At 74.1% G+C, this 22,854-nt stretch carries 23 protein-coding genes; 10 read left to right on the top strand and 13 right to left on the bottom strand.

Features of this window, described 5'->3' with window-relative positions; all coding sequences use genetic code 11:
* Window positions 1–145 precede the first annotated feature (145 nt).
* Window positions 146–1,147, top strand: coding sequence for a slipin family protein (locus ACFRAR_RS02015; protein WP_380693672.1), 1,002 nt, complete (start codon window positions 146–148; stop codon window positions 1,145–1,147).
* 79 nt (window positions 1,148–1,226) lie between these two features.
* Window positions 1,227–1,676: a CBS domain-containing protein gene (locus ACFRAR_RS02010; RefSeq protein ID WP_380693670.1), complete on the top strand. Its 450-nt coding sequence runs from the start codon at window positions 1,227–1,229 to the stop codon at window positions 1,674–1,676.
* 115 nt (window positions 1,677–1,791) lie between these two features.
* On the opposite strand, the gene ACFRAR_RS02005 is transcribed toward ACFRAR_RS02010, so the two are convergent.
* Window positions 1,792–2,412, bottom strand: a complete 621-nt coding sequence (locus tag ACFRAR_RS02005) for a TetR/AcrR family transcriptional regulator (protein WP_380693668.1) — start codon at window positions 2,410–2,412, stop codon at window positions 1,792–1,794.
* A gap of 69 nt (window positions 2,413–2,481) precedes the next feature.
* Between ACFRAR_RS02005 and ACFRAR_RS02000 the strand changes: the two genes are divergently transcribed.
* Entirely contained in the window at window positions 2,482–2,985 is a 504-nt protein-coding gene (locus tag ACFRAR_RS02000) for a DUF1453 domain-containing protein (RefSeq protein ID WP_380693666.1), read from the top strand.
* Between the two features lie 42 nt (window positions 2,986–3,027).
* Window positions 3,028–3,528, top strand: coding sequence for a hypothetical protein (locus tag ACFRAR_RS01995; protein WP_380693664.1), 501 nt, complete (start codon window positions 3,028–3,030; stop codon window positions 3,526–3,528).
* A gap of 3 nt (window positions 3,529–3,531) precedes the next feature.
* Here ACFRAR_RS01995 and ACFRAR_RS01990 read toward each other — a convergent pair whose 3' ends face one another.
* The 3 genes from ACFRAR_RS01990 to ACFRAR_RS01980 form a co-directional block, all read right to left on the bottom strand.
* Window positions 3,532–6,453, bottom strand: a complete 2,922-nt coding sequence (locus ACFRAR_RS01990) for an FAD-binding and (Fe-S)-binding domain-containing protein (protein WP_380693662.1) — start codon at window positions 6,451–6,453, stop codon at window positions 3,532–3,534.
* Between the two features lie 191 nt (window positions 6,454–6,644).
* On the bottom strand, window positions 6,645–7,649 hold the full coding sequence (locus ACFRAR_RS01985; protein WP_380693660.1) for a glycosyltransferase family 2 protein: 1,005 nt from the start codon (window positions 7,647–7,649) through the stop codon (window positions 6,645–6,647).
* Window positions 7,650–7,849: 200 nt separating this feature from the next.
* Window positions 7,850–8,494: a transglycosylase SLT domain-containing protein gene (locus tag ACFRAR_RS01980; protein ID WP_380693658.1), complete on the bottom strand. Its 645-nt coding sequence runs from the start codon at window positions 8,492–8,494 to the stop codon at window positions 7,850–7,852.
* A gap of 704 nt (window positions 8,495–9,198) precedes the next feature.
* On the opposite strand from ACFRAR_RS01980, the gene ACFRAR_RS01975 reads away from it, so the two are divergent.
* Window positions 9,199–9,987: a S1 family peptidase gene (locus ACFRAR_RS01975; RefSeq protein ID WP_380693656.1), complete on the top strand. Its 789-nt coding sequence runs from the start codon at window positions 9,199–9,201 to the stop codon at window positions 9,985–9,987.
* Between the two features lie 170 nt (window positions 9,988–10,157).
* On the opposite strand, the gene ACFRAR_RS01970 is transcribed toward ACFRAR_RS01975, so the two are convergent.
* The 3 genes from ACFRAR_RS01970 to ACFRAR_RS01960 all read right to left on the bottom strand — a co-directional run bounded on the left by ACFRAR_RS01970 (window position 10,158) and on the right by ACFRAR_RS01960 (window position 13,505).
* On the bottom strand, window positions 10,158–11,333 hold the full coding sequence (locus ACFRAR_RS01970) for a helix-turn-helix domain-containing protein (protein WP_380693653.1): 1,176 nt from the start codon (window positions 11,331–11,333) through the stop codon (window positions 10,158–10,160).
* A 251-nt stretch (window positions 11,334–11,584) separates the two neighbouring features.
* On the bottom strand, window positions 11,585–13,024 hold the full coding sequence (locus ACFRAR_RS01965; RefSeq protein ID WP_380693651.1) for an amino acid permease: 1,440 nt from the start codon (window positions 13,022–13,024) through the stop codon (window positions 11,585–11,587).
* Between the two features lie 244 nt (window positions 13,025–13,268).
* Complete coding sequence (locus tag ACFRAR_RS01960; RefSeq protein ID WP_380693649.1) at window positions 13,269–13,505, bottom strand: hypothetical protein; 237 nt, start codon at window positions 13,503–13,505, stop codon at window positions 13,269–13,271.
* A gap of 99 nt (window positions 13,506–13,604) precedes the next feature.
* Here ACFRAR_RS01960 and ACFRAR_RS01955 point away from each other — a divergent pair, with 99 nt between their 5' ends.
* On the top strand, window positions 13,605–14,630 hold the full coding sequence (locus tag ACFRAR_RS01955; RefSeq protein ID WP_380693647.1) for a Ku protein: 1,026 nt from the start codon (window positions 13,605–13,607) through the stop codon (window positions 14,628–14,630).
* A 58-nt stretch (window positions 14,631–14,688) separates the two neighbouring features.
* A complete protein-coding gene (locus ACFRAR_RS01950; RefSeq protein ID WP_380693645.1) occupies window positions 14,689–15,006 on the top strand; it encodes a hypothetical protein in 318 nt (105 codons plus the stop codon).
* Window positions 15,007–15,037: 31 nt separating this feature from the next.
* On the opposite strand, the gene ACFRAR_RS01945 is transcribed toward ACFRAR_RS01950, so the two are convergent.
* Together ACFRAR_RS01945 and ACFRAR_RS01940 are read right to left on the bottom strand one after the other, a co-directional pair.
* A complete protein-coding gene (locus tag ACFRAR_RS01945; protein ID WP_380693643.1) occupies window positions 15,038–16,426 on the bottom strand; it encodes an NADP-dependent succinic semialdehyde dehydrogenase in 1,389 nt (462 codons plus the stop codon).
* Between the two features lie 185 nt (window positions 16,427–16,611).
* Window positions 16,612–16,893 (bottom strand): DUF6158 family protein, encoded by a 282-nt coding sequence (locus tag ACFRAR_RS01940; protein ID WP_380693640.1) that lies wholly within the window; start codon window positions 16,891–16,893, stop codon window positions 16,612–16,614.
* Between the two features lie 165 nt (window positions 16,894–17,058).
* On the opposite strand from ACFRAR_RS01940, the gene ACFRAR_RS01935 reads away from it, so the two are divergent.
* The 3 genes from ACFRAR_RS01935 to ACFRAR_RS01925 are packed head-to-tail and all read left to right on the top strand — an operon-like array spanning window position 17,059 to window position 19,976.
* Window positions 17,059–17,661, top strand: coding sequence for an ArsR/SmtB family transcription factor (locus ACFRAR_RS01935; RefSeq protein ID WP_380693638.1), 603 nt, complete (start codon window positions 17,059–17,061; stop codon window positions 17,659–17,661).
* A complete protein-coding gene (locus ACFRAR_RS01930) occupies window positions 17,658–18,938 on the top strand; it encodes an MFS transporter (protein ID WP_380693636.1) in 1,281 nt (426 codons plus the stop codon). Before ACFRAR_RS01935 ends, ACFRAR_RS01930 begins: the two co-directional genes overlap by 4 nt.
* 54 nt (window positions 18,939–18,992) lie before the next feature.
* Window positions 18,993–19,976 carry an adenosine deaminase gene (locus ACFRAR_RS01925; protein ID WP_380693634.1) on the top strand — a complete coding sequence of 328 codons (984 nt, stop codon included), beginning with the start codon at window positions 18,993–18,995 and terminating at the stop codon, window positions 19,974–19,976.
* A gap of 31 nt (window positions 19,977–20,007) precedes the next feature.
* Here the strand turns inward: ACFRAR_RS01925 and ACFRAR_RS01920 are convergent, their stop codons facing one another.
* The 4 genes from ACFRAR_RS01920 to ACFRAR_RS01905 all read right to left on the bottom strand — a co-directional run bounded on the left by ACFRAR_RS01920 (window position 20,008) and on the right by ACFRAR_RS01905 (window position 22,847).
* Window positions 20,008–20,592: a dihydrofolate reductase family protein gene (locus tag ACFRAR_RS01920; RefSeq protein ID WP_380693632.1), complete on the bottom strand. Its 585-nt coding sequence runs from the start codon at window positions 20,590–20,592 to the stop codon at window positions 20,008–20,010.
* Between the two features lie 64 nt (window positions 20,593–20,656).
* Window positions 20,657–21,277 carry a vitamin K epoxide reductase family protein gene (locus tag ACFRAR_RS01915; RefSeq protein ID WP_380693629.1) on the bottom strand — a complete coding sequence of 207 codons (621 nt, stop codon included), beginning with the start codon at window positions 21,275–21,277 and terminating at the stop codon, window positions 20,657–20,659.
* The gene (locus ACFRAR_RS01910) at window positions 21,274–22,065 is read right to left on the bottom strand and encodes a DsbA family protein (RefSeq protein WP_380693626.1); all 792 of its coding nucleotides are present in this window, start codon (window positions 22,063–22,065) and stop codon (window positions 21,274–21,276) included. The genes ACFRAR_RS01915 and ACFRAR_RS01910 overlap by 4 nt, the downstream gene beginning before the upstream one ends.
* A gap of 122 nt (window positions 22,066–22,187) precedes the next feature.
* The gene (locus tag ACFRAR_RS01905; protein ID WP_380693624.1) at window positions 22,188–22,847 is read right to left on the bottom strand and encodes a hypothetical protein; all 660 of its coding nucleotides are present in this window, start codon (window positions 22,845–22,847) and stop codon (window positions 22,188–22,190) included.
* Between the last annotated feature and the right edge of the window lie 7 nt (window positions 22,848–22,854).

Below are 22,854 nucleotides of genomic sequence, written 5' to 3'. Positions count from 1 at the left end.
AGGGTTCCCGCAGGACTTTCCGCGTTCGTTCCGGCGCCGTTCGGGCAGGCGTAGCGTGGAATGAGTTGCTCCGGCGGTCCCCGGCCGGTCCGGGTCGGCGGCGGCCGGACGCGCCGGTGTGCGCGCAGGCCGCGAGGAGGCCGCGATGATCGTCGATGCGGTGCTGGGGGCCATCGGGGGGCTGGTCGGGCTCGGGGCGGTCGTCGCGGGCCTGAGCATCAGGGTCGTCCAGCAGTTCCAGAAGGGCGTGGTGTTCCGCTTCGGGAAGGTGCGCGACGAGGTGCGCGATCCCGGGCTGGTGCTGTTGATGCCGGTCGCGGACCGGCTGCGCAGGGTGAACGTGCAGATCGTGACGATGCCGATCCCGGGGCAGGAGGGCATCACCCGGGACAACGTGACCGTGCGGGTGGACGCGGTGGTCTACTTCCGGGTGCTGGACCCGGTGAAGGCCACGGTCAACGTGCAGGACTACACCTTCGCGATCTCCCAGGTCGCGCAGACCTCGCTGCGTTCGATCATCGGCAAGAGTGAGCTGGACGACCTGCTGGCCAACCGCGAACCGATCAACCAGGGCCTGGAGTTGATGATCGACAGTCCGGCGCTGGGCTGGGGCATCGAGATCGACCGGGTGGAGATCAAGGACGTGGCGCTGCCGGAGTCGATGAAGCGCTCGATCGCCCGGCAGGCGGAGGCCGAGCGGGAGCGGCGGGCCCGGATCATCACGGCGGACGGCGAGTACCAGGCCTCGGAGCGGTTGTCGGCGGCGGCGGCGGTGATGAGCGCGACCCCGGCGGCGCTGCAACTGCGGCTGTTGCAGACCGTGGTGGAGGTGGCGGCGGAGAAGAACTCGACGCTGGTGCTGCCGTTCCCGGTGGAGCTGCTGCGCTTCCTGGACAGCGCGACGGAGGTCCAGCAGCGGAACCTGCTGACGGCCGCGGCCGTGGCGGCCGGGGCGAAGGCCGCGGAGGAGGCGGTGGAGAGCGGAGAGGTTCCGGAGGAGCGGCTGGAACGGGACCAGGCCAGGCACGAACTCCCACCCTTGGACGAGGTGTTGGAGAAGTCCCAGCCGGGCGGCCCGGAGTCGCCGGACGGGCGGGTCGAGCCGGCCGGGCGGGCCGGCCGGGCCGAGCCGGAGGAGGAGGTCTGAGCGCGTTGCCCGGTGGCGACGGCCACCGGCCCGGACCACGATGGACGAGGGGAAGGGAAGCCAGGTCAGGAGGCCGACCATGACCAGAGCCAGCGACATCATGCACCCGGGCGCCGAGTGCATCCGCGAGCACGAGACGCTCGCGGCCGCCGCCCGGATCATGCGGGAACGCCACGTCGGGGCCCTGCCCATCTGCGGGCCGGGCGACAAGCTGCTGGGCATCATCACCGACCGGGACATCGTGCTGCGCTGCGTCGCCGAGGGGCGCGACCCGGCAGCGGTGACGGCGGGTGAACTGGCGCAGGGGCGGCCGATGACGGTGGAGGCGGACGAGGACTGCGACCAGGTGCTGCGGGTGATGGAGCAGTACCAGGTGCGGCGGCTACCGGTGATCAACCACCCGGAGCACAAGCTGGTCGGCATGATCAGCGAGGCGGACATCGCGCGCGGTCTGCCGCAGGCGCGGGTCGCCGAGTTCGTCTCGGCGGTCTGCGCGGAGGGTGCGTCGACGGGCGCCGCCCAGGGCTGAGCGCGTCACGCGCGTGCGGGCCGCGGCCCCCGTCCGATGCCCGGGCGGGGGCCGACGCGGCGACGGCGAATACGGCGACGCGGCAATGGTGACTACGGCGGCGTGGCGACGGTGACTACGACGGCGCGGCCAGGGTGTCGAGGTGGCGGCGGAGCACCGCGCGCAGGTCGTCCGGGCCGACCAGGTCGGGGTGCTGGACGGCCTGGAGGGTGAGGCCGTCGAGCAGGGCGGAGAGCCGGCGGGTCTCGATGCCGAGGTCGAGGCCGGGGGCCAGGCCGCCGGCGCGTTCGGACTCGGCCAGGACGTGCCGGACCAGGTCGTCCAGCCCGGCCTGCACCTCGGCGGCGCGGGGCCGGAGGTCGGGCCGGGTGCGGGCGGCGGTGACGAAGGAGAGCCAGAGCGCGGACTCCTCCCGGCGCTCGGCGTCCAGCGGGAGGGTCTCGGCGAGCAGCCGGACGGTCCGCTCGCGCCGGTCGGTGCCGACGGCCGCCGGGTCGAGCAGGACGGCGGCGTGGGTGCGGATCCGGGCCTCGATCCGGCGGGCCAGCTCGCGCATCGCGAAGATCATCAGCTCCGAGCTGCCGGCGAAGTAGTGCCGCACCGAGCCGATGGCCAGTCCGGCCTCCTCGGCGACGTTGCGCAGCGACGTGTGCTCCAGCCCCTCCCGGGCCGCGACGCGCAGGACGGCGTCGGCGACGGCCTGGCGGCGCTCCACGGGGTCGACGATCTTCGGCATGTTGCCGTTATAGCACGGTCGAGCTAAATTGCTGATTTAGCACGGTCGAGCTACAAAAGGGGTGTGGGGATGAACGGCTGGGTGCATGCGGGGCTGATCGCCGCGGTGGTCGTGGTGGTGGTGATCCGGAGGCTGCGCGGCGAGCCGCTCAACGCCCGGGACCTCTTCGGCGCGCCGGTGGTGCTCACCGGCCTCGGCGTGTGGGCGGTCGCCCAGCGCCACGGACTGGGGGCGGCCGACTACGGCTGGATCATGGCGGGTTCCGTGCTCGGCGTCGCGCTGGGGGCGGTGCGCGGCGCCACCATCCGGGTCTACGAGCGGGAGGGGGTGCTGTGGCAGCGCTACACCGCCCGGACCTTCCTGATCGCGGCGCTCTCGCTCGCGGTGATGGCGGGCTTCGCCGCGCTCGCCGCGCACTTCGGCCTCGCCGCGGACGCCCGCCCGGTCCAGCTGTCCATCGGTGTCGGCTTCCTGGGGGAGGCCCTGGTGGTCGGCCGGCGGGGGCTCGCCTCGGGGACTCCGTTCGCGCCGGAGCGGCGGGATTCGAGCCTGGTGGGCCGATTTCGCCGGTAACTATGGTTGTCGACTTCGGTTTTGGTAACTATGGTTGTCATCATGACGACCGTGGAGATCACCCCTCAGGAGCGCGACGAACTCGCCAAGGCCCTGCTCGCCGCGCTCGAACCCCTCGCCGCCGGCCTGCGCGCCCGCGCGACCGGGCTGCCCGTCGAGCGGATGTGGAACGCCGAGCCGGTCGAGGTTGCCCTGTCCGTGCTGTCCGCCTGGAAGCTGGTGGACGCCGAGGTCGGGCGGCTCGCCGCGGTCGCCGCCGCCACCGCCGGCTCCTACGGCGCCAGTTACGAACAGCTCGGCGGCGCCTGGGGCATCACCCGCCAGGGAGCCCGGAAGAAGTGGCCGCAGGCCGTCAACCGTCCGGCCGCGCGGCCCGGATCGATCGAACTCTTCGGCGGTTCGGCCGAGTTGGTGGAAGGTGAGGGCGGCTGGCGCTGGGCGGCCACCGGTGCGGACGGGGAGCGCGGCGAGGCGGCCGCCGGCCACCGGAGCCGGGAGGAGGCCGCGGCGCACGCCGGGGCCTTCCTCGCGGCGCATCTCTAGCCGCTACGACTGGTTCCGCAGCTCCTGGGCGATCAGCTCCGCCAGGTGCAGGGCCTGCCGTCCGTCGGCGAGCTGGGCGATCTGGGTGCGGCAGCTGAAGCCGTCCGCCAGGACCACCGTCCCGGGCCCGGCGGCGCGGAGCTCGGGCAGCAGGACCCGTTCCGCGATGGCCTCGGACACCTCGAAGTGCCCTCGCTCGAAGCCGAAGTTTCCCGCCAGGCCGCAGCAACCCGCTTCCAGTACCCGGTTGTCGAGGCCGAGCCGGGCCTCCACCCGGCGGTCGGCGGCGCTGCCGAGCACCGCGTGCTGGTGGCAGTGGGTCTGGGTGAGGGCGTCCAGCCGGGCCCGGGGGAGCGGGGCGTCCGGGGCGTACTCGTCGAGGAACTCGGCGAAGGTGCGGGTGCGGTCGGCGAGCGGGCGGCCCTCCGCGCCGAGCAGCCGGGGCAGGTCCTCGCGCAGGGTCGCGGTGCAGCTCGGCTCCAGGCCGATCACGGGGGTGTCGGCCTGGAGCCCGTCCGCCGCCAGCACCCGCAGGCTGCGCCGCAACACCCGGCGTGCGGTGCCGAGTTGGCCGGTGGAGTACCAGGTGAGGCCGCAGCAGACCGGGCCCGAGGGCAGCCGGACGTCGAAGCCCAGGTGTTCCAGCACCTCGACGGCGGCACGCGGCACGTTCGGCTGGAGGTGCTCGGAGAAGGTGTCCGGCCACAGGATCACCGGCCGGGCGCCCGCCGGGGCCGGGTGCGTGGCGCGGTGCCGCCGGTACCAGGCGGTGAAGGTCTGCGGCGGGAACACCGGCAGCACCCGGCGCGGGTCGATCCCGCCGAGCCGCTTGACCAGCCCGCCGGCCCGGGAGCGGGCGAGCGTGTTGGCGGCCCCCGGCGCGAGTGCCGCGGCCCGCAGCCAGAGCGGCAGCCGGCCCATCGAGTAGTGCGCGAGCGGGCGCGGCCGGTGCCGGTAGTGCTGGTGCAGGAACTCGGACTTGTAGGTGGCCATGTCGACGTGGACCGGGCAGTCGCTCGCACAGCCCTTGCAGCTCAGGCAGAGGTCCAGCGCCTCCCGGACCTCCTCCGACCGCCAGCCGTCCCGGATCGCTCCCTCGGCCCGGCGGCCGGGAGGTGTCCCCGCCCCGCGCAGCATCTCGGCGAGCAGCCGGGCCCGCCCCCGGGTGGAGTGCCGCTCCTCGCCGGTGGCCAGGTAGCTCGGGCACATCACCCCGCTGCCGGGGGCCACGCACTTGGCGACGCCCACGCAGCGGTGCACCGCCTTGGCCAGGCTGCCGCCGTCCTGTTCGTACGGGAGGGCCAGGGGCAGGGTGCGGCCCGGGGCGGTGACGAAGCGCAGGTCGGCGTCGAGCGGCCGGGGATCGACCAGGGCGCCCGGGTTCAGCAGGTTCTCCGGGTCCCAGATCCGCTTGAACTCGCCGAACAGGGCGATGACTTCGGGCGGGTACATGCGCGGCAGCAGCTCGGCCCGGGCCTGTCCGTCGCCGTGCTCGCCGGAGAGCGAACCGCCGTACGAGACCGCGAGATCGGCGGCCTGCTCCAGGAACTCCCGGAAGACCAGCACCCCTTGGGGCTCCTCCAGCGGGAAGTCGATCCGCAGGTGCACGCAGCCGTCGCCGAAGTGCCCGTACGGGACGCCGTGCAGGCTGTGCCGGCGCAGCAGGGCGCGCAGGTCCCGCAGGTAGTCGCCGAGCCGCTCGGGCGGGACGGCGGAGTCCTCCCAGCCGGGCCAGGCCGCGCCGCCCCCGGGCAGCCGGGTGACGATCCCGGCGCCCGCCTCCCGGACGGCCCACAGCTGGCGCTGCTCGGCCGGGTCGGTGACCAGGGCGACGGCGGCCGTGCGCTCCCGGCGCACCGCGTCGGCGAGCCGGCGGGCGGCCTGGTAGGCCTCCCGGGGGGTGGCACCGCCGGTCTCCAGGAACAGCCAGCACTCGCCGGCCGGCAGCCGGTCCAGCGCGGGCGGTCGGCGGCCGGAGGCGAGCAGCGCGGCGATCAGGTCGGCCGCCATGCCCTCGGCGGTCAGCGGCCCGTACGGCAGCAGTGCCGGGACGGCGTCGGCGGCGGCGCCCTCGTCGGGGTAGCCGGCGACCACCAGGGCGCGGGCGGGCGGGTCCTCGACCAGGCGGACGGTGGCGCCGAGCAGCAGCGCGCAGGTGCCCTCGGTGCCGGTGAGCGCCCGGGCCAGGTCGTGGCCGCGCTCGGGCAGCAGTGCGTCCAGCGGGTAGCCGGAGGTGCGGCGCGGCAGTTCGGGCATGCCCCGCCGGATGACGGCGAGGTTGCCGTCGGTGAACTCCTGGATCCGGCTGTGGAGTTGGCCGACCCGCCCGGGCAGCTCGGCGAGCGCGGCGCGCTCCCGGGGGCTGAGCCGCCCGCCGACGGTCAGCTCGGTGCCGTCCGCGAGCAGCAGCTCCAGCCGCTCGACGTTGTCGGCGGTGCGCCCCCAGGCGAGCGAGTGCGAGCCGCAGGAGTCGTTGCCGATCATGCCGCCGAGGGTGCACCGGCTGTGCGTGGACGGGTCCGGGCCGAAGCGCAGCCCGTACGGCCGGGCGGCGCGCTGGAGGTCGTCCAGGACGGTGCCGGGCTGGACGCGTGCGGTGCGGGCCTCCGGGTCGAGGTCCAGCACCGCGCCGAGGTGGCGGCGGAAGTCCAGCACCACCGCGCCCGGGCCGATCGCCTGCCCGCCGATGCTGGTCCCGGCGCCGCGCGCCACCACCGGCACCCGGTACTCGCGGCACAGCGCCAGCGCGGTGCGCACGTCGTCGAGGTCGGCGGGCTTGACCACGCCGAGCGGCAACTGCCGGTAGTTGGAGGCGTCCTGGCTGTAGACGGTGCGCTCGGCGGCACCGAAGCGGACCTCGCCGCGCAGCGCGGTGGCCAGCTCGTGGGCCAACGCGGCCCCGGGGACGGCGGACGGACGGCTCACCAGGGACCTCCCGGGCGGGTGCGGCGACGGCTCCGCCGATGATGGCAGGCGCTCGGCCCGTCGGGTACCGGGCGCGACGGGGGTACCGCCGACGGAGTGTCATGTGGCACCCTCGGCGGTCGCGGTCGCGGTCGCGGTCGACGGATCCGCGGCCGTGGACGCGGGCGGCCGAGCGCCCGGCCCGAGGGCGGTCACTTCCGTCCGGTGAGCGTGCCGCGCGCGATGTGGGAGAGCTTGGCCACCTCGAAGGCCGGGTAGGCGCCGCCCGCCAGCAGCGAGAACTTGATCCCCTCGCGGCCGCCCGGCCTGCGGTGGCCGGGCGGCTGGAAGCGGCGGTGGTGCTCGGCGGCCCGGTGGAAGAACTGCGGGCGCTCGGCGCGGGTGACACAGCCGGCCAGGTCGAGGACGAACAGGTAGTGCCGGATCATCCGGACGAACAGCGCTTCGCGCACCGCGTACAGGTGCGGCTGGTCCGTCAGCAGGGCGAAGCTGCGCTCGTACTGCTCGAACAGGTCGAAGACGCTGCTGCCCGGGCCGCCCGCCGGGTGGACGGTCTCCCGGCGGCGCAGCTGGACGCACTCGCGCGCCAGCACGGCGGCCTTCCGGGCGCCGAGCAGCGCGGCGTGCGCGACCGGCACCTCCTCGTAGCGGCCGGGTGGGAAGGCCAGGCCGAGTTCCGCCCAGTGGCCGCGGCGGATCAGCCGGTCCCAGACCAGCGGCGGGGCGCCGAACAGCGCCGGCCGGTCGAAGGGGGCGAACGGCTCGGGGCCGGCCTCGGCGAGCAGCGCCTCCGCCCCGCCGGGCCAGTCGCGGTCCCGGTGCCGGCGGGAGTGGCCGAACAGCAGTACGTCCACCGGGCCGGTCCGCTTCAGCCGGTCGGCGATCGTGCGCAGGGCGTCCCGGGGCAGCAGGTGGTCGGCGTCGAGGAACAGCAGGTACTCGCCGGTGGCCCGGGCGGCCCCGGCGTTGCGGCTCGCCCCGACCCCGACCGCCGCGTTCAGGCGCAGCACCGACACCCGCGGGTGCCGCGCCGCGTACGCCTCGGCGAGTCCGGCCGCGGTCTCGGGGGAGCGGTCGGCGACCACGATCACCTCGACGTCGGCCGGGGACTGCGCGAGCAGCGAGTCCAGGCAGTCGGCGAGCTGTTCGTGCCGGTCGTAGGCGGGGAGCACGACGCTGATCAGGGGTGAGCGCATGACGCCGGAGCGTAAGAGGGACTGCGAACGGTGGCAAAGCCGCGACGGTGGGTGATTCGGAGCAATCAGTGGCAAATCGTCCGGGCGTGCGCCATATCTTCACGTCGCCTTCCGGCCGCGTCCACGGGCTCCGACCTGCGGCGATACACGTCGGGGCCCGCGACGCGGGGTGCGTCGCGGGCCCAGGGGGCCGGGCCGGCTCAGTACCAGTGGTGGGACTGCCAGAACGACCAGGCGGCGCAGGGGCTGCCGTAGCGGGTGTTCATGTAGTTCAGGCCCCACTTGATCTGGGTGGCCGGATTGGTGCGCCAGTCGGCGCCGGCGGAGGCCATCTTGGAGCCGGGCAGCGCCTGGACCAGGCCGTAGGCGCCGGAGGAGGCGTTGACCGCGAGCGGGTTCCAGCTGCTCTCGCGGAACACGATGTTGCTGAAGCACTGGAGCTGGCCGGCCGGGACGATCTGCGCGGCGATCTGCTGCGGGGTGCCGGAGTAGCCGGCCGGCGCGCTGTCGAGGTTCTGGCGCTCCTGCGAGCGGGAGGCGGCGGCCTCGGCGTCGGCCTTGGCCTTGGCGTCCGCCTGGGCCCGCGCCTCGGCCTGGGCGGCGGCGTCCGCCTCCGCCTTCGCCTGGGCCTCCTGGGCGGCCTGCTCGGCGGCGGCGGTGTCGGCCTGGCCCTGGTCGGCGACCGGCTGCTCGTTCAGCGAGACGGCGGCCGCGGGGGCCGCGGGGGCGGCCTCGGCCGGGTTCCCGGCCTGGGGGATGGCGAGGGCGGCCGTGGCGGCGCCGGAGAGCACGAGGGTGGCGACGCCGGTGATCAGGGAGTTGCGGCGGGCATGGCTGAGCTGCATGAAGCGGACGTTCCTTCTCCGTCGGGGGCCGTGCCGGTGGCACCGGGGGCGGGGCATCGCGTGGCACCCGGGTGAGCGGGGACCGTGCGGCCGCCCTGGACGGCCGTTTCGCCCCGGCGGAAGCGGCGGGGGCGGACGGGCTGCGCGGCGGACGTGGCCGGCCGGCGCTGCCTGGCGACGGGCCATTCTTGGCAGGGCCGGGGGCGGGTGGCAAAGGCGATCGCTACTACGCCGGGTAGTGGCCGCGGGGCGGCCGCGGCGAGGCCCGACGGCTTAATTGGTGATATTTGTCCGTATTATCCATGTGGGGTCGACGTCGCGAGCGGGAGGCGGAACGCAAGGGCGCCGGGCGTGATGGCCTGCGCTCTTCAGGCGGGGCGCGGTCCCGACCGGGGCGGCCGGGGCGCCCGCGCCGGGCCGGGGAGGGGGTGGCGGGGCGGGCATCCACTATCGGGGATCGTGGATGGCGAACCCCCTGTGGGCGGGCTCACACGCGTGCGGGCGGGATCTCGGCGCAGCGTGAGCGGACGGTCACGGATCCGGGGGTGGTCGTGCGCGGATTCCGCGGCCACCGCCGGGTCGTCGGGCCCGGAACCCCTCATTGCCGTGTTCCTGCCAGTTTCGGGCGGCAAGGCCCAGCCCCTCCCGCCGTGCCGCCCACTGGGCCAGCCTCGGTGCTCCCCCACCTGTCAAGGAGGAGCCCGATGAAGCGTCAACTCGGCCGAATGGTCAGCCTGTTGTCAGGTCTGGCACTCGGCGTCGGCCTGCTGGTGCTGCCCGCCGCCGCATCGCCCGCGCCATCCCCCTCCGTGGTCGGCGGCACCCGTGCGGCGCAGGGCGAGTTCCCGTTCATGGCGCGGCTCTCGATGGGCTGCGGCGGCGCGCTCTACACCTCGCAGATCGTGCTCACCGCGGCCCACTGCGTCGACGGCACCGGCGCCGACAGCACCATCACCGCCACCTTCGGGGCGGTCGACCTGAACAGCGGCAGTGCGGTCAAGGCCCGCTCCTCGTACGTCTACCAGTCGCCCGCCTTCACCGGCGCCGAGAACGGCGACGACTGGGCGTTGATCAAGCTGGCCTCGCCGGTGAACAGCAGCCTGGTCAGCACCCTGCCGATCGCCACCTCCACCGCCTACGACAGCGGCACCTTCACCATCATGGGCTGGGGTGCGGCGCGCGAGGGCGGCGCTCAGCAGCGGTACCTGCTCAAGGCCACCGTGCCGTTCGTCGACGACGTGGCCTGCGCCCGCGCCTACCCGGGCCTGAACGCCGCCGGCTCGCTCTGCGCCGGTTACGTCGCCCAGGGCGGCGTCGACACCTGCCAGGGTGACTCCGGCGGCCCGATGGTGCGCCAGGACGCGGCTGGGCGCTGGGTCCAGGTCGGCATCGTCAGCTGGGGCAACGGCTGCGCCCGCGCGGGCTACCCGGGCGTCTACACCCAGGTGAGCACCTACGCGTCCGCCATCGCCGCGGCGGCGGCCCGCCTCTGAGCCTCCCCGGAGGCGCCGACGGCAGCGGTGCGGCAGGGCCGGCCACCACCCCCCGCGGGTGGTGGCCGGCCCCGTTGCCGCGCGGTGGGCCGGCTACGGCCGGTGGACTGGTTGCGGCCGGTGGACCGCTTGCGGCCGGTGAGCCGACTGCGCCCGCTCCGTCGGGAGGTTCACCGGTGCAGCCACTCCTCGGCCCGCCGCCGCTCCCGGGCGATCCGGCCGGTGGCGTGCGGGGGCAGCCGGGCGAGCAGGGCGGCGGCGGCCTCGGCCCGGCCGGCGAGGGCGTGGGCGCCGGCGAGGCGGGCGGTGATCAGGGCGTGGTCGCGCGGACGGGCGGCGGGGTCGAGGAGTCGCAGCGCGTCCTCCAGCCGGGCCGCCGCGATGCGGGCGTGGACGGTGCGCCCGGTGCGGACGGCGAGGTCCCGGTGGCAGGTGCCGTGTGCCACGGCCAGCACCAGGTCGGCCCGCGCCGACCAGGGCGTCGGTTCGCCGGAGCGCAGCGCGGCGTCGGTCAGCCGCCGGGCGTCCGCGAGCGTCCGGCGCACCTGCGGGGCCCGGCCGGCCAGCGCGTGGGCGTGGGCCTGGGCGACGGCGGACCAGGCGCGCAGCCCCGGCAGCGGAGGGGAGGCGGCCCAGGCGGCCTCGGCCAGGGCGAGCGCGGTGGCCGGGTCGCCGTGCCACCAGTACAGGGTGCTCTGCCTCGCGAGCAGCTCGGCCGCGGTGGCCCGGTCGCCGGTGGCGCGGGCCCGTTCCAGGCCGGTGGCGTACCAGCTGAGCGCGCGGGCGTGGCGGTCGCCCTCGAAGTGGGCCCAGCCGGCGAGCTCGGCGTACTGGGCGGCGAGCGAGCGGCCGGCGGTGAGGTGTTCGCGCGGGTCGGAGCGCGGCCGGCCGAGCAGGGTGTGGGCGTGGTGCTCCAGGGCGGCGGCGAACTCCTCGCCGCCGATCCGGCCCGCGGCGGCGCGGTAGACGGTGAGCAGGTGGGCGAGCACCTCGACGGTGGCGGGATCCGGTGGGGCGGCGGCGGCGAGCGGCGGCCGGGCGGCGGCGCGTTCGCCGAGCCGTTCGCGTTCCCGCTGGACGGCCTGCCAGAGCCCCGCCAGCTCGCCGTCGGCGAGGAGGAGTTCATCGGCCCGGGCGGGCATCCCGGGCGGTGGCCAGCGGCGGGCGTTCTCCACCCGGCTGATCAGGGAGTCGTGGTAGCCGAGCAGCCGGCCGAACTCGGCCTGGCTGAGGCCGCGGGCCTCGCGCCAGTGTCGCAGGCGGCGGCCGAAGCGCAGGCGCGCGGACTCGGGTGCCGTGCGGGGCGGGGGCGGCGGGGGAGGGGTGGGGGCGGGTAAGGGCGGCACTGGGTCTCCCGGGGAGGGTGGGGGCGCTCGTGGGGGGAGCGTCGTTGCCCTGGTATCCCCCTTGGCAGACCTCGGTCAAACGGGGCGGGGTGGTCCAGCCCGGCGGTCCAGCCCGGCGGTCCGGGCCGGACGCTCCGGCCCGTTGGTCCGCCCGTCCGGTCCGGCCGTCCGGTCCGGCCGCGGAACGGCGCCGGGCCCGGGAGCCTCCGCATCGGCTCCCGGGCCCGGCGTTCACGCGCGGGGCGGGCGGGTCAGGAGCCCGCCGCCACCGCGGCCCGCCGCCGTCGGCCCACCACGGCCGAGGCCGCCAGCACGATGGCTGCGGCGACCAGCGACAGGTACATCTGCTTGCGCCCGTCGGCATCGGTGAACATGTACGCCACCACGAAGCCGATCATGCCGATGGCCGCCCAGGTCAGGTACGGGTACAGCCACATCCGGACGGTCAGCCGCTCGGGCATCTCGCGCTCGATGATCTTGCGCATCCGCAGCTGGGAGAAGCAGATCACCAGCCAGACGAAGAGCGCGACGGCGCCGGAGGAGTTGAGCAGGAAGGCGAAGATCGTGTCCGGCGAGGTGTAGTTGAGGAAGACGGCGACGAAGCCGAACACCACGGAGGCCAGGATCGCGACCCGCGGCACGCCGCGCTTGGTCACGGTGGCGAAGGACTTCGGGGCGTCCCCGCGCCGGCCGAGCGAGAAGGCCATCCGGGAGGCGGTGTACATCCCGGAGTTGAGGCAGGACAGCACGGCCGTCAGCACGATCACGTTCATCACCTGGCCCGCGTGCGGGATGCCGACGTGGTCCAGCACGGCCACGTACGGGCTCGCCTTGACGTCGGCGGAGTCCCACGGCAGCAGGGTGACCACCAGCAGGATCGAGCCCAGGTAGAAGATCCCGATGCGCCAGATGACGCTGTTGGTGGCCTTGCTGACCGCCTTCTCCGGGTCCTCCGACTCGCCGGCGGCCAGGGTGACGATCTCGCTGCCCATGAAGGCGAAGACCACGGTGAGCATGCCGGTGAACACCGCGCCCACGCCGTGCGGCAGGAAGCCGCCGTGGCCGGTGAGGTTGGTGGCGCCGACCGCGTGGGTGCCCGGCAGCACGCCGAAGACGGCGAGGGTGGCGATCACCAGGAAGGCGGCGATCGCGACGACCTTGATGCCGGCGAACCAGAACTCGAACTCGCCGTAGGAGGCGACCGAGAAGAGGTTGGTGGACGTCAGCACGGCCATGACGATCAGCGCCCAGCCCCACTGGGGCACGCCGGGTATCCAGGCGTTGAGGATCTTCGCGCCGGCCGTCGCCTCGACGGCGAGCACCACGACCCAGAAGAACCAGTACAGCCAGCCGATGGTGAACCCGGCCCAGCGGCCGAGCGCCCGGTCCGCGTACGCGGAGAAGGAGCCGCTCTGCGGGTCGGCCGCGGCCATCTCGCCGAGCATCCGCATCACCAGCACGACCAGCGTGCCGGCCATCGCGTAGGAGAGCAGGATGCCCGGGCCGGTGGTCGCGATGCCCGCGCCGGAGCCGACGAAGAGGCCGGCGCCGATCACGCCGCCGATGGCGATCATCGAGAGGTGGCGGTTCTTGAGACCCGCCTTCAGGTGGCTGTCGCCGCCGTGTCCGATCGGTCCCGACTGGTGGGGGACCTTCGTGGCCGTCACGGGCCTGGTGGTGTCCGCACTCATCAAGGGTGCCCTGTGCCTTTCCAGCGCGGTGTATCCCTCGGCTCGATGCACCGGAGGGTGGGGGACAAACCCGCGCGTTGCGTCGCAACCTAACTTCTGCGTACCGATGATCGGAACAATCTCTTGGTAACTGTTCGCTAACCGGACACAAAAGACCTGGTCAGAGTGGGTGGAAAGGTGGCATGAAAACCTCAAATCTGACGCATCGTCAATGATCGACAAGGCTTCCAGGCTCTGCTGATGCTCAAATCGGCCGCAGATCGAGGACGGTGAGCGCGGCCGCGTCCGTCGCCCGCCCGGTCAGCCGGGCGGCCAGGATCCGGGGGACGTCCTCCTCCTGTGAGTATCCGGGCACCACGGTCACCTCCGCGCGCCGGACGCCGGGCTCGCCCCGCACCGCGTACGTCACCAGGTAGCCGTACCGCTCCGGCGGCGGCTCCCGGCCGTTCTCCTGCCGGTCCTCCCGGCCGCGAGCGGTCATCCGCATCGACCTCCTCGGCCCATTGTCGGCGCGGTGTGGCCGATCCGCGCGAATCCGGGCACAGTGGGACTTCCGGGGGCATGTCGTAGGAGCGACCCCATGCAGACCACCTGGAAGGGGACGATCAGCTTCGGGCTGGTCAGCATCCCCGTCCACCTCTACTCCGCGACCCAGGAGCACGACGTCCCGCTGCACCAGGTGCACGCGAAGGACGGCGGCCGGGTGCGGATGAAGCGGTACTGCGAGCGGGAGGAGAAGGAGGTCCCGTACGCGGAGATCGCCAAGGGGTACGAGTCCCCCGACGGGAGGACCGTCACGCTCTCCGACGAGGACCTCGCGGACCTGCCGCTGCCCAGCAAGAAGATCATCGACGTGCTGGCCTTCGTCGACGAGCGCGAGATCGACCCGCTGATGTTCTCCAAGGCCTACTACGTGGGCGTCGCCGACCAGGCCGCCGCCAAGCCGTACGCGCTGCTGCGCGACGCGCTCACCCAGTCCGGGCGGATCGCCGTCACCAAGATCGCGCTGCGCACCCGGGAGTCGCCCGCGGTGCTGCGGGTGCACGACAACACCCTGGTGCTCCAGACCTGCATCTGGCCCGACGAGGTCCGCCCGTCGGTCGGCATCGGGCCCGAGGCCGACGTCACCGTCCGGCCGCAGGAGCTCAAGATGGCGCGGTCGCTGATGGACACCCTCTCCGAGGACTTCGACCTCTCCCAGCTGCACGACGACTACCAGCAGGCGCTCCAGCAGGTGATCACCGCACGCCTGGAGGGCGTCGAGGTGCCGCACGAGGAGGAGCCCGGCGAGGCGCCGGACAACGTGATCGACCTGATGGAGGCGCTACGCAGCAGCCTCAAGCAGGCCAAGGGCGGGCGGGGTGCCGGGGCCGAGGGGGAGCGCGAGCCGGGCGAGCGCGCCCTGGCGGGGAAGCGCGCGCCGGCCGCGAGGAAAGCCGCCCCGAAGGCCGCCCCGAAGTCGGCGTCGGGGCCGGCGTCCGGGACCGGCTCGAAGGCCGACGCGAAGAGCGAACCGAAGTCCGCCGCCAGGACCGCCGCCGGAAGTCCGGCGGCGAAGAGGAAGACCACCACCCGGAAGTCCGCGGCTCCCCGCAAGGCGTCCTGACCCCCCGCCGGGCCAGGCTTCCCGCCCGTCCAGCCGTCCAGCATTGGAGGCGATCCCGATGGACCTGCTGACCTACAAGGAACTCGACGCCCAGGCCGAGGCCGAGGCCCAGGCCGGAACCGGCACGGAACCCGGTGCCCGCAGGAGCCGGGGCTTCGGCCACCGTCTCTGGCACTGGCTGCTCAGCCTCAGTCCCACCGTGGTGACCTTCATGATCGCGCTCTCGATCGGGCTCTGCATGATCGCCGTCCAGGTGAGTCTGCTGCCGGTGCTGGTGCCGATGGCGGTCTTCTGGGGCCTGACGCTGATCGCCATCGGCGGGGTGGTCGCCCGTTGGATGACCCCCGGACCGGGCAGGCACCGGGTGGTGTCCTGACCCGGCCGGAACGAGCGGGTGTCCGGGAGGCTCAGCCGATCCACACCGTGGTGACGTTGCAGAACTCCCGGATCCCGTGCCCGGACAGCTCCCTCCCGAACCCGGAGCGCTTGACGCCGCCGAAGGGCAGTGCCGGGTGGGAGGCCGTCATCCCGTTGAAGAACACCCCGCCGGCCTGGATGTCCCGGACGAAGCGCTCCCGCTCGGCCTCGTCGTCGGTCCAGACGTTGGCGCTGAGACCGAACGGGGTGTCGTTGGCGACCGCCACCGCCTCGTCCAGGTCGGCCACCCGGTAGACGGTGGCGACCGGGCCGAAGGTCTCCTCCTGGTGGATCCGCATCGCCGGGGTGATGCCGGTCAGCACCGTCGGTTCGAAGAACCAGCCGCTGTCCCAGCCGGTCGGCCGCCCGCCGCCGCACTCCACCCGGGCGCCGCGGGTGCGGGCGTCCTCGACCAGCTCCTCCAGGTCGTCGCGGCCCTGGCGGCTGGCCAGCGGGCCGACGTCGACGGCCTCGTCCATCGGGTCGCCGACCCGCAGCGCGCGCATCGCCTCGGTGAAGGCGGCGGTGAAGCGGTCGTACACGTCGGTGTGCACGACGAAGCGCTTGGCGGCGATGCAGGACTGGCCGTTGTTCTGCACCCGGGCCCGGACGGCGGTGCGCACCGCGGCGTCCACGTCGGCGCTGGGCAGGACGACGAACGGGTCGCTGCCGCCCAGTTCCAGGACGGCCTTCTTCACCTCGTCCGCCGCGGCCGCCGCCACCGCCCGCCCGGCCGGCTCGCTGCCGGTGAGGGTGACGGCGGCGATCCGGCGGTCCCGGACCACGCCCTCGACCGCGCCCGAGCCGATCAGCAGGGTCTGGAAACAGCCCTCCGGGAAGCCCGCCCGCTGGAACAGGTCCTCCAGCGCCAGCGCGGTGCGGGGCACGTTGGAGGCGTGCTTGAGCAGGCCGACGTTGCCCGCCATCAGGGCCGGCGCGGCGAACCGGACGACCTGCCAGAACGGGAAGTTCCAGGGCATCACAGCCAATACCGGGCCGATCGGTCGGTACCGGACATAGGCGCGAGCGGCGCCGGAGTCGGCGACGTCGGCCTCGGCCGGGTGCTCGTCGGCGAGCAGCGCCTCCGCGTTGTCCGCGTACCAGCGCATCGCCTTGGCGCACTTGGCGGCCTCGGCGCGGGCGGCGGCGAGCGGCTTGCCCATCTCCTCGGTCATGGTGCGGGCGACCGTCTCCTGACCGTGGTCCAGCAGGTCGGCGGCGCGGTGCATCAGGGCGGCGCGGGCGGCGAAGGAGGTGCCGCGCCAGCTGTGGAAGGCGGCTTCGGCGCGGGCCAGCCGCCGCTCGATGCCGGCCGCGTCGAGGGGGTCGAAGGTCTGGAGGGTCTCGCCGGTCGCGGGGTTGACGCTGGCGATGGGCATGCGGGGCTCCCAGGAGGGGGTCGGGTCCGGGCGGGGTCGAGGGTCCGGTGCGTCTGCCCGTACACCCTCCCCGACGGCCCGGCTCCGGGCACGCCACCGCGCGCCCGGCGTGTCCCGTCGGGCGCGCGGTGGTGCGCGTCCGGTCCCGCTCGCTCCGCTCGCCGCGGTTGCTCCGGCTACTCCGGCTACTCCGGCAGCGACTCCACCCGGGCCGCCGCCTCCCGGGCCCGGGCCCCGGCTCTGGTCCGGGCGGCGGTGACCTGCCGGTTGGGGAAGCGGTGCAGGTACTCGGCCTCCAGCTCCCCGGTGCGCAGGCTGTGGCGTTTCAGCGCCTCCTCCGAGCCGTACAGGAAGGTCTCGTGGCGCGTGCGGTGCAGCTGCTCCAGCTCGTGCAGGAGCGTGTCGTTGCCCAGGGCGTGCGCGGAGATGCCCGCGGGCCGGATGTGCGGGTCTTCGGCGTGCCGCATCTCGGTGCCTCCTCGGCGGAAGTCCCCTCCTCCAGGGTGCCTGCCGACCGGCGCCGGTGCACCCGTTCGCCGGTGCCGCCCGCTCCTCGCGACCTCGCGGCCAAATCCACAAGAGTTCTTGTAAAAGGCATGTCGTACAAGAGTTCTTGTGTATATCCTCCCGGCATGACCGCGAAGATCGAAACGACGGACGAACCGCGCGGCTCCCGGGAGATCTCCGACTCCCGGGTGCTCGCCTCCCTCACCCACCCGCTGCGCCGGCGGCTGCTCGACCTGCTCAAGGTGGACGGCCCGGCGACGGTCGGGCAGCTCGCCGAGCGCACCGGCCAGGCGGTCGGCAACGTGAGCCACCACCTGAAGGTGCTGGCCGAGAGCGGACTGATCACCGAGGCGCCCGAACTCGCCCGGGACCGGCGCGAGCGCTGGTGGCGGCTCGCCGACAAGGATCTGAGCTGGGCCAGGGGTGACTTCGACGGCGACCCGGTCGCCGAGGCCGTCGCGGACGCGGCCGCCTCGATCCTGCTGGAGCGCCAGGCCGAGCTCGTCCGCGAGTGGGCGGCGCTGCGCAGCGGCTACGACCCCGACTGGCAGAACGGCTGCTCGATCGCCACCCAGACCTGGCTGCGGCTCACCCCGGACGAGGCCAGGGAGCTGGCCGCGGACCTGCACGCGGTGATCCAGAAGTGGACGGACCGGCCGGTGCCCGACGACGGGCAGGCGCGGGAGACCGTCCTCGCCTTCTCGCACAGCGTCCCGGCCCGGCCGTGACCGCCGTCCAGCTCGCCCCGGAGCCCGGAGCCCGTTCGCGCCGGGGCCTGTTCGCCGAGCGGGACTTCCGGCTGCTGTGGGCCGGGGAGACCGTCAGCCGCTTGGGCAGCAGCGTCACCTCCATCGCCCTGCCGCTGGTCGCGGTGCTCGTGCTGGACGCCGGGCCGCTCGCCTCCGGCCTGCTGACCGGAGCGGTCTGGCTGCCCTGGCTGGTGTTCGGCCTGCCGGCCGGGGTGTGGGTCGGCCGGCTGCCCCGGCGGGTCGTGATGATCGTCTGCAACCTGGGTTCGGCCGTGCTGTTCGCGAGCGTGCCGCTGGCGGGCTGGTTCGGGGTGCTCACCATGGCGCACCTGCTGGCCGTGGCCTTCCTCGGCGGAGTGGCCTCGGTGTTCTTCGGCGCCGCCTACCGGGCCTACCTGCCCGAGCTGGTGGCGCCGGAGGACCTGATCGAGGGCAACGCCAAGCTGGAGGGCAGCGGCTCGGCCGCCGAGGTCGTCGGGCGCGGGCTGGCCGGGGTCACCGTCCAGCTGCTGGGCGCGGCCGCCGGGCTGCTCGTGGACGCGGTGAGCTTCCTGATCGCGGCCGGCGCCCTGCTGCGGATCCGCGCCCGGCCGGAACCGGCCGCGCCCGCGCGGGCCGACCTGCTCGGGCAGGTCCGGGAGGGACTGTCCTTCCTGCTGGGCGACCCGTACCTGCGCGCCTTCCTGTGGTTCGGCGCGGCCGCGAACTTCGCGCTGACGGGCTACCAGTCGATCCTGGCGCTGTTCCTGGTCCGGGACGCCGGGATCGCACCCGGGTGGGTCGGCGGACTCGCCTCCGCGGGCGCGGTCGGCGGCGTGTTCGGCGCACTGGCGACCGGGCCGCTGTGCCGTCGGCTCGGGACGGCGCGCTCGGTGCGGATCGTGCTGCTCGCCGCCGTGCCCTCCGGGCTGCTGATGCCGCTGGCCGGGCCGGGCGCGGGGACGGCGCTCTACCTGCTGGGCTCGTTCACGGTCACCGGCGGGGTGGTGTACGTCAACGTGGTGCTCGGCAGCTTCAAGCAGTCGTACACCCCGCCCGAGCTGCTCACCCGGGTGGCGGCCGGCTCGATGGTCGCCGTCTACGCGACCATCCCGCTCGGTGCCCTGGCCGGTGGCGTACTGGGCGCGGCCACCGGGTTGCGTGCCACCATGTGGGTGATGGCCGCTCTGCTCGTCCTGGCCGGCGCACTGCCGCTGCTCTCGCCGCTGCGCACCCTCCGGGATCTGCCCACCGCCCCCAAACTCCGCAGCTCATAGGATGAATCCGTCCACGACCTTCGGGTCCACCCCTACCGCTCGGACAGATCGCACATGCCGCTTCCCAAGGCCGAACTCCACCTGCACATCGAAGGCACCCTGGAGCCCGAACTCGCCTTCGAGCTCGCCGCCCGCAACGGCATCCAGCTGCCGTACGCCGACACCGAGGCGCTGCGCGAGGCGTACTCCTTCAGCGACCTCCAGTCCTTCCTGGACCTCTACTACGCGCTGATGGCCGTGCTGCGCACCGAGGACGACTTCGCCGACCTCGCCGACGCCTACCTGGCCCGGGCCGCCGAGCAGGGCGTGCGGCACGCGGAGATCTTCTTCGACCCGCAGGCGCACACCGCGCGCGGAGTGCCGCTGGGCGTGGTGGTCGACGGGCTGACCCGGGCGCTGGAGCGCGGCGAGGAGCGGTACGGCATCAGCACCCAGCTGATCATGTGCTTCCTGCGGGACGAGTCCGCCGAGTCCGCGCTGGAGACCTTCGAGGCCGCCCGCCCGTACTTCGACCGGATCGCGGGCATCGGCCTGGACTCCGCCGAGGTCGGCCACCCGCCGGTGAAGTTCCGCGAGGTGTACCGCCGGGCCGCCGAGGCCGGGCTGCGCCGGGTCGCCCACGCGGGCGAGGAGGGCCCGGCCTCGTACATCACCGAGGCGCTGGACGTCCTCGGCGTCGAGCGGATCGACCACGGGCTGCGCTGCCTGGAGGACGGCGAGCTGGTCGCCCGCCTGGTGCGCGAGCAGATCCCGCTGACCCTCTGCCCGCTCTCCAACGTCCGGCTGCGCTGCATCGACACGATCGCCGACCACCCGCTGGACGAGATGCTGGAGGCCGGCCTGCTGGTCACCGTCAACTCCGACGACCCGGCGTACTTCGGCGGCTACGTGGAGGACAACTTCCGCGCCGTCCGCGAGGCCCTCGCCCTCGACCAGGAGACGATGCGGCTGCTGGCCGCCAACTCCTTCCGCGCCTCGTTCGTCGACGAGCGGCGCCGCGCCGAACTCCTCGCCGAGGTCGAGGCCTACGTCTTCTGACCGGCCCGCCCGCGCCGGGCACCGCGGCCCGTCACCCGTCCAGGGGTGACGGGCCGCCGCGCTCGTAGTGGAGCAGGGTGACGCCGTTGGCGAAGCGGTGGGTGTCCTTCGGGGCGAGCGGGAGGGGCCGGTCGGACGGGCGGAAGAAGAGGGCGCCGCGGCCGAGGACGACGGGGTGGACGTAGAGGCGGAACTCGTCGACCAGGTCCTGGGCGAGGAAGGACGCGGCCAGGTTCGCGCCGCTGAGGGTGAGGTCGCCGCCGGGGCCGGCGGTGAGGGCGGCGACCGACTCGGGGGTGACCTCGCGGACGACGGTGGTGTTCCAGTCGGCGCGGTCGAGGGTGCGGGAGAAGACGGTCTTCGGCATCGCGCGCCAGATGCCCGCGAACTCGACCGTCGGGCCGTCGGCGGCCGGGTCCTGGTCGGCGGTGGGCCAGTAGGAGGCCATCAGCTCGTGCGTCACCCGGCCGGAGACGAAACCACCCATACGGGCGAGCACATGGTTGAAGTGGGCGTGCACCTCGTCGTCGACGAGGTTCCAGCCGAGGTCGTGGCCCGGCCCCTCGAAGTAGCCGTCGACCGAGAGGGACACGAAGAGGACGATCCTGCGGCGCATGGCACCCCACCGGGAGGATGGTCCGCCGCCCTCCCCGACGGGACGGCAGGGCGGCGGACGGGGATCAGATCAGGGTGCTCCAGTAGTACCAGAACCGGTTGAGGACCAGCAGCGCGATCACCGCGTACCAGAGCGCCGGGACGACCCAGTGGTAGCGGGCCGCCTCCCGGACGACCACCCGCAGGCGCGGGCCCACCGGGATCACGCCGGAGCGCAGGTTGTGCAGCGTCGTGTACCAGAACAGCGGGATCACCGCGGCCCACACCACCATGCAGTACGGGCAGAGCGCGCCGATCCGGTACAGCGCCTGGTACATCAGCCAGGTCACGAAGCCGACGCCAAACACCGTCCCGGCCTGGAGGCCGAGCCAGAACCAGCGCCGGTACGTCGCGCCGGAGAGCAGCCCGGCGCCGACCGCGACGACCACCCCGAAGGCGACCAGCCCGATCAGCGAGTTGGGGAAGCCGAAGGCCTCGGCCTGCTCGCTGCGCATGATCGAGCCGCAGCTGATGATCGGGTTGATGTTGCAGCTGGGGACGTACGACGGGTCCTTCAGCAGCTTGATCTTGTCCAGGGTGAGGACCGCCGAGGCGAACAGCCCGACCGCGCCGCCGACCAGCAGCAGCCAGGCGAACGGGCGGCTCGCGCCGTAGGAGGGCCGGGCGGCGGGGGCGCCGGCCGTCATCCGGTCACCTGCTTGACCATCGCGGTGAACTGCTCGGGGGAGACGGCCTTGCCGTTGGTGAGGACGTCCAGCTTCCTGCCGTCCAGCTTCACGGTCGGGGTGCCGGTGACGTCGCTCTTGTTGAACTCCGCGTTGACCTTGGCCGCCCACGGCACGTAGGTGCCGTCCTGGACGGCCTTGACGAAGGCGTCGGTCTTCAGGCCCGGCACCTGGCCGGCCAGGTCCAGGACGTGGTTGACGTCGCCGAAGGAGTCGCTGCGCTCGTCCGGCTGGTTGGCGTACAGCACGTCGTGGAACGCCTTGAACTTGTCCACGCCCTCGTTCAGCGCGGCGCCGGCGGCGGCCAGCGCGGTGCGCGAGCCCTTGCCGCCGAGGTTGTTGTCCAGGAACGTCGCCAGGTGGTACTCGATCTTGTACGTGCCGTCGTCGGCGAGCTGCTGCAGGGCCTTGCCGGTGGTGGTCTCCAGCTGCTCGCAGAACGGGCAGCGGAAGTCCTCGTAGACCTCCAGCGTGTGCGGGGCGTCCGCCTTGCCGTAGGTGATCACGGTGCCGTCGGTGCCGGTCGCGTTGGCCGGGACGACCAGCGGGCCGTTCGCGGCGGTCGAACCGGACCCGGAGGAGCCGCCGACGGCGAAGGCCACGCCCGCCGCGAGGGCGAGCACGGCGACGGAGGCGCCGCCGACCACCACCCGGCGGCGGATCCGGTCGGAGCGCTCGGCCTGGGCGCGGGCGGAGCGCATGCGCTCGGTGGCGGAGGTCTTGTTGTCGGTCTTGCGGGTGTTGCTCATGGGGTGTCGTCGTCCTGTGCTCTCGGGCGTACGGGAGGGCGCGCGGCGCGTCGGGGCCGGCGCGCGAGGGGGAGAGACAGCCGGCTGGGCGGGCGGGAGCGCCGAAGGCTCGGCGCTACGGCTCAGGCGGCCAGGGCGAACGCCGGCGGACCGCGCCGGACGGCCGGGCGGACGACGACGTCCTCGGCGGGGACCAGCGTGCGGCTGGCCCGGGGGAACGGCACCCGCGCCAGCGGGCGGGCCGGCAGCGGCGCGACCAGCAGCCGCAGCCAGCGGGCGGCGGCCGGCAGGTGGCGGTGCAGGAACTCGCCCAGCATCCGGACGGCACCGGTCAGGCAGCACAGCGCGGCGTCCGCGCGGCGCAGCCAGTAGGCGCCGGCCAGCGCGATCGCGGTGTGCAGCAGCAGGAGCAGCAGCACTCCGGTCCGCGCGGAGACGCCGTGGCCGAGCAGGAAGCCGCCGAGCGAACCGCCACCGCACAGCAGTGGCTGGAGGCCGTGCCCGGCGCCGGGCGGCAGGGAGGGACAGGAGCTCTGCGCGAGGTCGAACAGCGCGCCGGCGGCCAGCTCCAGCGGCAGGAACACCGCGGCGATCGCCGGGTAGCCGCGCTCGCGGCCGGCCAGCGCGTAGGCCACCGCGAAGACGGCGGCCGAGGCCAGCAGCATCGGGCCGACCGGCAGCGCGCGGCCGGTGACCAGCACCTGGCCGAGCCCGGCGAGCAGCACGACCAGCGCGGCGAAGACCGCCGCGCGGAGCGTCCTGGTGACCGGGCCGATGTCCATGGCTTCC

Source organism: Kitasatospora sp. NPDC056651 (genome assembly GCF_042792155.1).
Classification (GTDB): Bacteria; Actinomycetota; Actinomycetes; order Streptomycetales; family Streptomycetaceae; genus Kitasatospora.
Note: the sequence above shows the minus strand (reverse complement) of the source record. Positions and strands in the feature narration are given on the sequence as shown.

Excerpts from the sequence above, each read along its gene's own strand:
- ACFRAR_RS01960 (WP_380693649.1), bottom strand. The coding sequence starts at position 13,505 with ATGACCGCTCGCGGCCGGGAGGACCGGCAGGAGAACGGCCGGGAGCCG.
- ACFRAR_RS02000 (WP_380693666.1), top strand. The coding sequence starts at position 2,482 with ATGAACGGCTGGGTGCATGCGGGGCTGATCGCCGCGGTGGTCGTGGTG.
- ACFRAR_RS01945 (WP_380693643.1), bottom strand. The coding sequence starts at position 16,426 with ATGCCCATCGCCAGCGTCAACCCCGCGACCGGCGAGACCCTCCAGACC.
- ACFRAR_RS01965 (WP_380693651.1), bottom strand. The coding sequence starts at position 13,024 with ATGAGTGCGGACACCACCAGGCCCGTGACGGCCACGAAGGTCCCCCAC.
- ACFRAR_RS01915 (WP_380693629.1), bottom strand. The coding sequence starts at position 21,277 with ATGACGGCCGGCGCCCCCGCCGCCCGGCCCTCCTACGGCGCGAGCCGC.
- ACFRAR_RS01925 (WP_380693634.1), top strand. The coding sequence starts at position 18,993 with ATGCCGCTTCCCAAGGCCGAACTCCACCTGCACATCGAAGGCACCCTG.
- ACFRAR_RS02005 (WP_380693668.1), bottom strand. The coding sequence starts at position 2,412 with ATGCCGAAGATCGTCGACCCCGTGGAGCGCCGCCAGGCCGTCGCCGAC.
- ACFRAR_RS01920 (WP_380693632.1), bottom strand. The coding sequence starts at position 20,592 with ATGCGCCGCAGGATCGTCCTCTTCGTGTCCCTCTCGGTCGACGGCTAC.
- ACFRAR_RS01975 (WP_380693656.1), top strand. The coding sequence starts at position 9,199 with ATGAAGCGTCAACTCGGCCGAATGGTCAGCCTGTTGTCAGGTCTGGCA.
- ACFRAR_RS01980 (WP_380693658.1), bottom strand. The coding sequence starts at position 8,494 with ATGCAGCTCAGCCATGCCCGCCGCAACTCCCTGATCACCGGCGTCGCC.
- ACFRAR_RS01940 (WP_380693640.1), bottom strand. The coding sequence starts at position 16,893 with ATGCGGCACGCCGAAGACCCGCACATCCGGCCCGCGGGCATCTCCGCG.
- ACFRAR_RS01995 (WP_380693664.1), top strand. The coding sequence starts at position 3,028 with ATGACGACCGTGGAGATCACCCCTCAGGAGCGCGACGAACTCGCCAAG.
- ACFRAR_RS01955 (WP_380693647.1), top strand. The coding sequence starts at position 13,605 with ATGCAGACCACCTGGAAGGGGACGATCAGCTTCGGGCTGGTCAGCATC.
- ACFRAR_RS01905 (WP_380693624.1), bottom strand. The coding sequence starts at position 22,847 with ATGGACATCGGCCCGGTCACCAGGACGCTCCGCGCGGCGGTCTTCGCC.
- ACFRAR_RS01910 (WP_380693626.1), bottom strand. The coding sequence starts at position 22,065 with ATGAGCAACACCCGCAAGACCGACAACAAGACCTCCGCCACCGAGCGC.
- ACFRAR_RS02010 (WP_380693670.1), top strand. The coding sequence starts at position 1,227 with ATGACCAGAGCCAGCGACATCATGCACCCGGGCGCCGAGTGCATCCGC.
- ACFRAR_RS01950 (WP_380693645.1), top strand. The coding sequence starts at position 14,689 with ATGGACCTGCTGACCTACAAGGAACTCGACGCCCAGGCCGAGGCCGAG.
- ACFRAR_RS02015 (WP_380693672.1), top strand. The coding sequence starts at position 146 with ATGATCGTCGATGCGGTGCTGGGGGCCATCGGGGGGCTGGTCGGGCTC.
- ACFRAR_RS01985 (WP_380693660.1), bottom strand. The coding sequence starts at position 7,649 with ATGCGCTCACCCCTGATCAGCGTCGTGCTCCCCGCCTACGACCGGCAC.
- ACFRAR_RS01935 (WP_380693638.1), top strand. The coding sequence starts at position 17,059 with ATGACCGCGAAGATCGAAACGACGGACGAACCGCGCGGCTCCCGGGAG.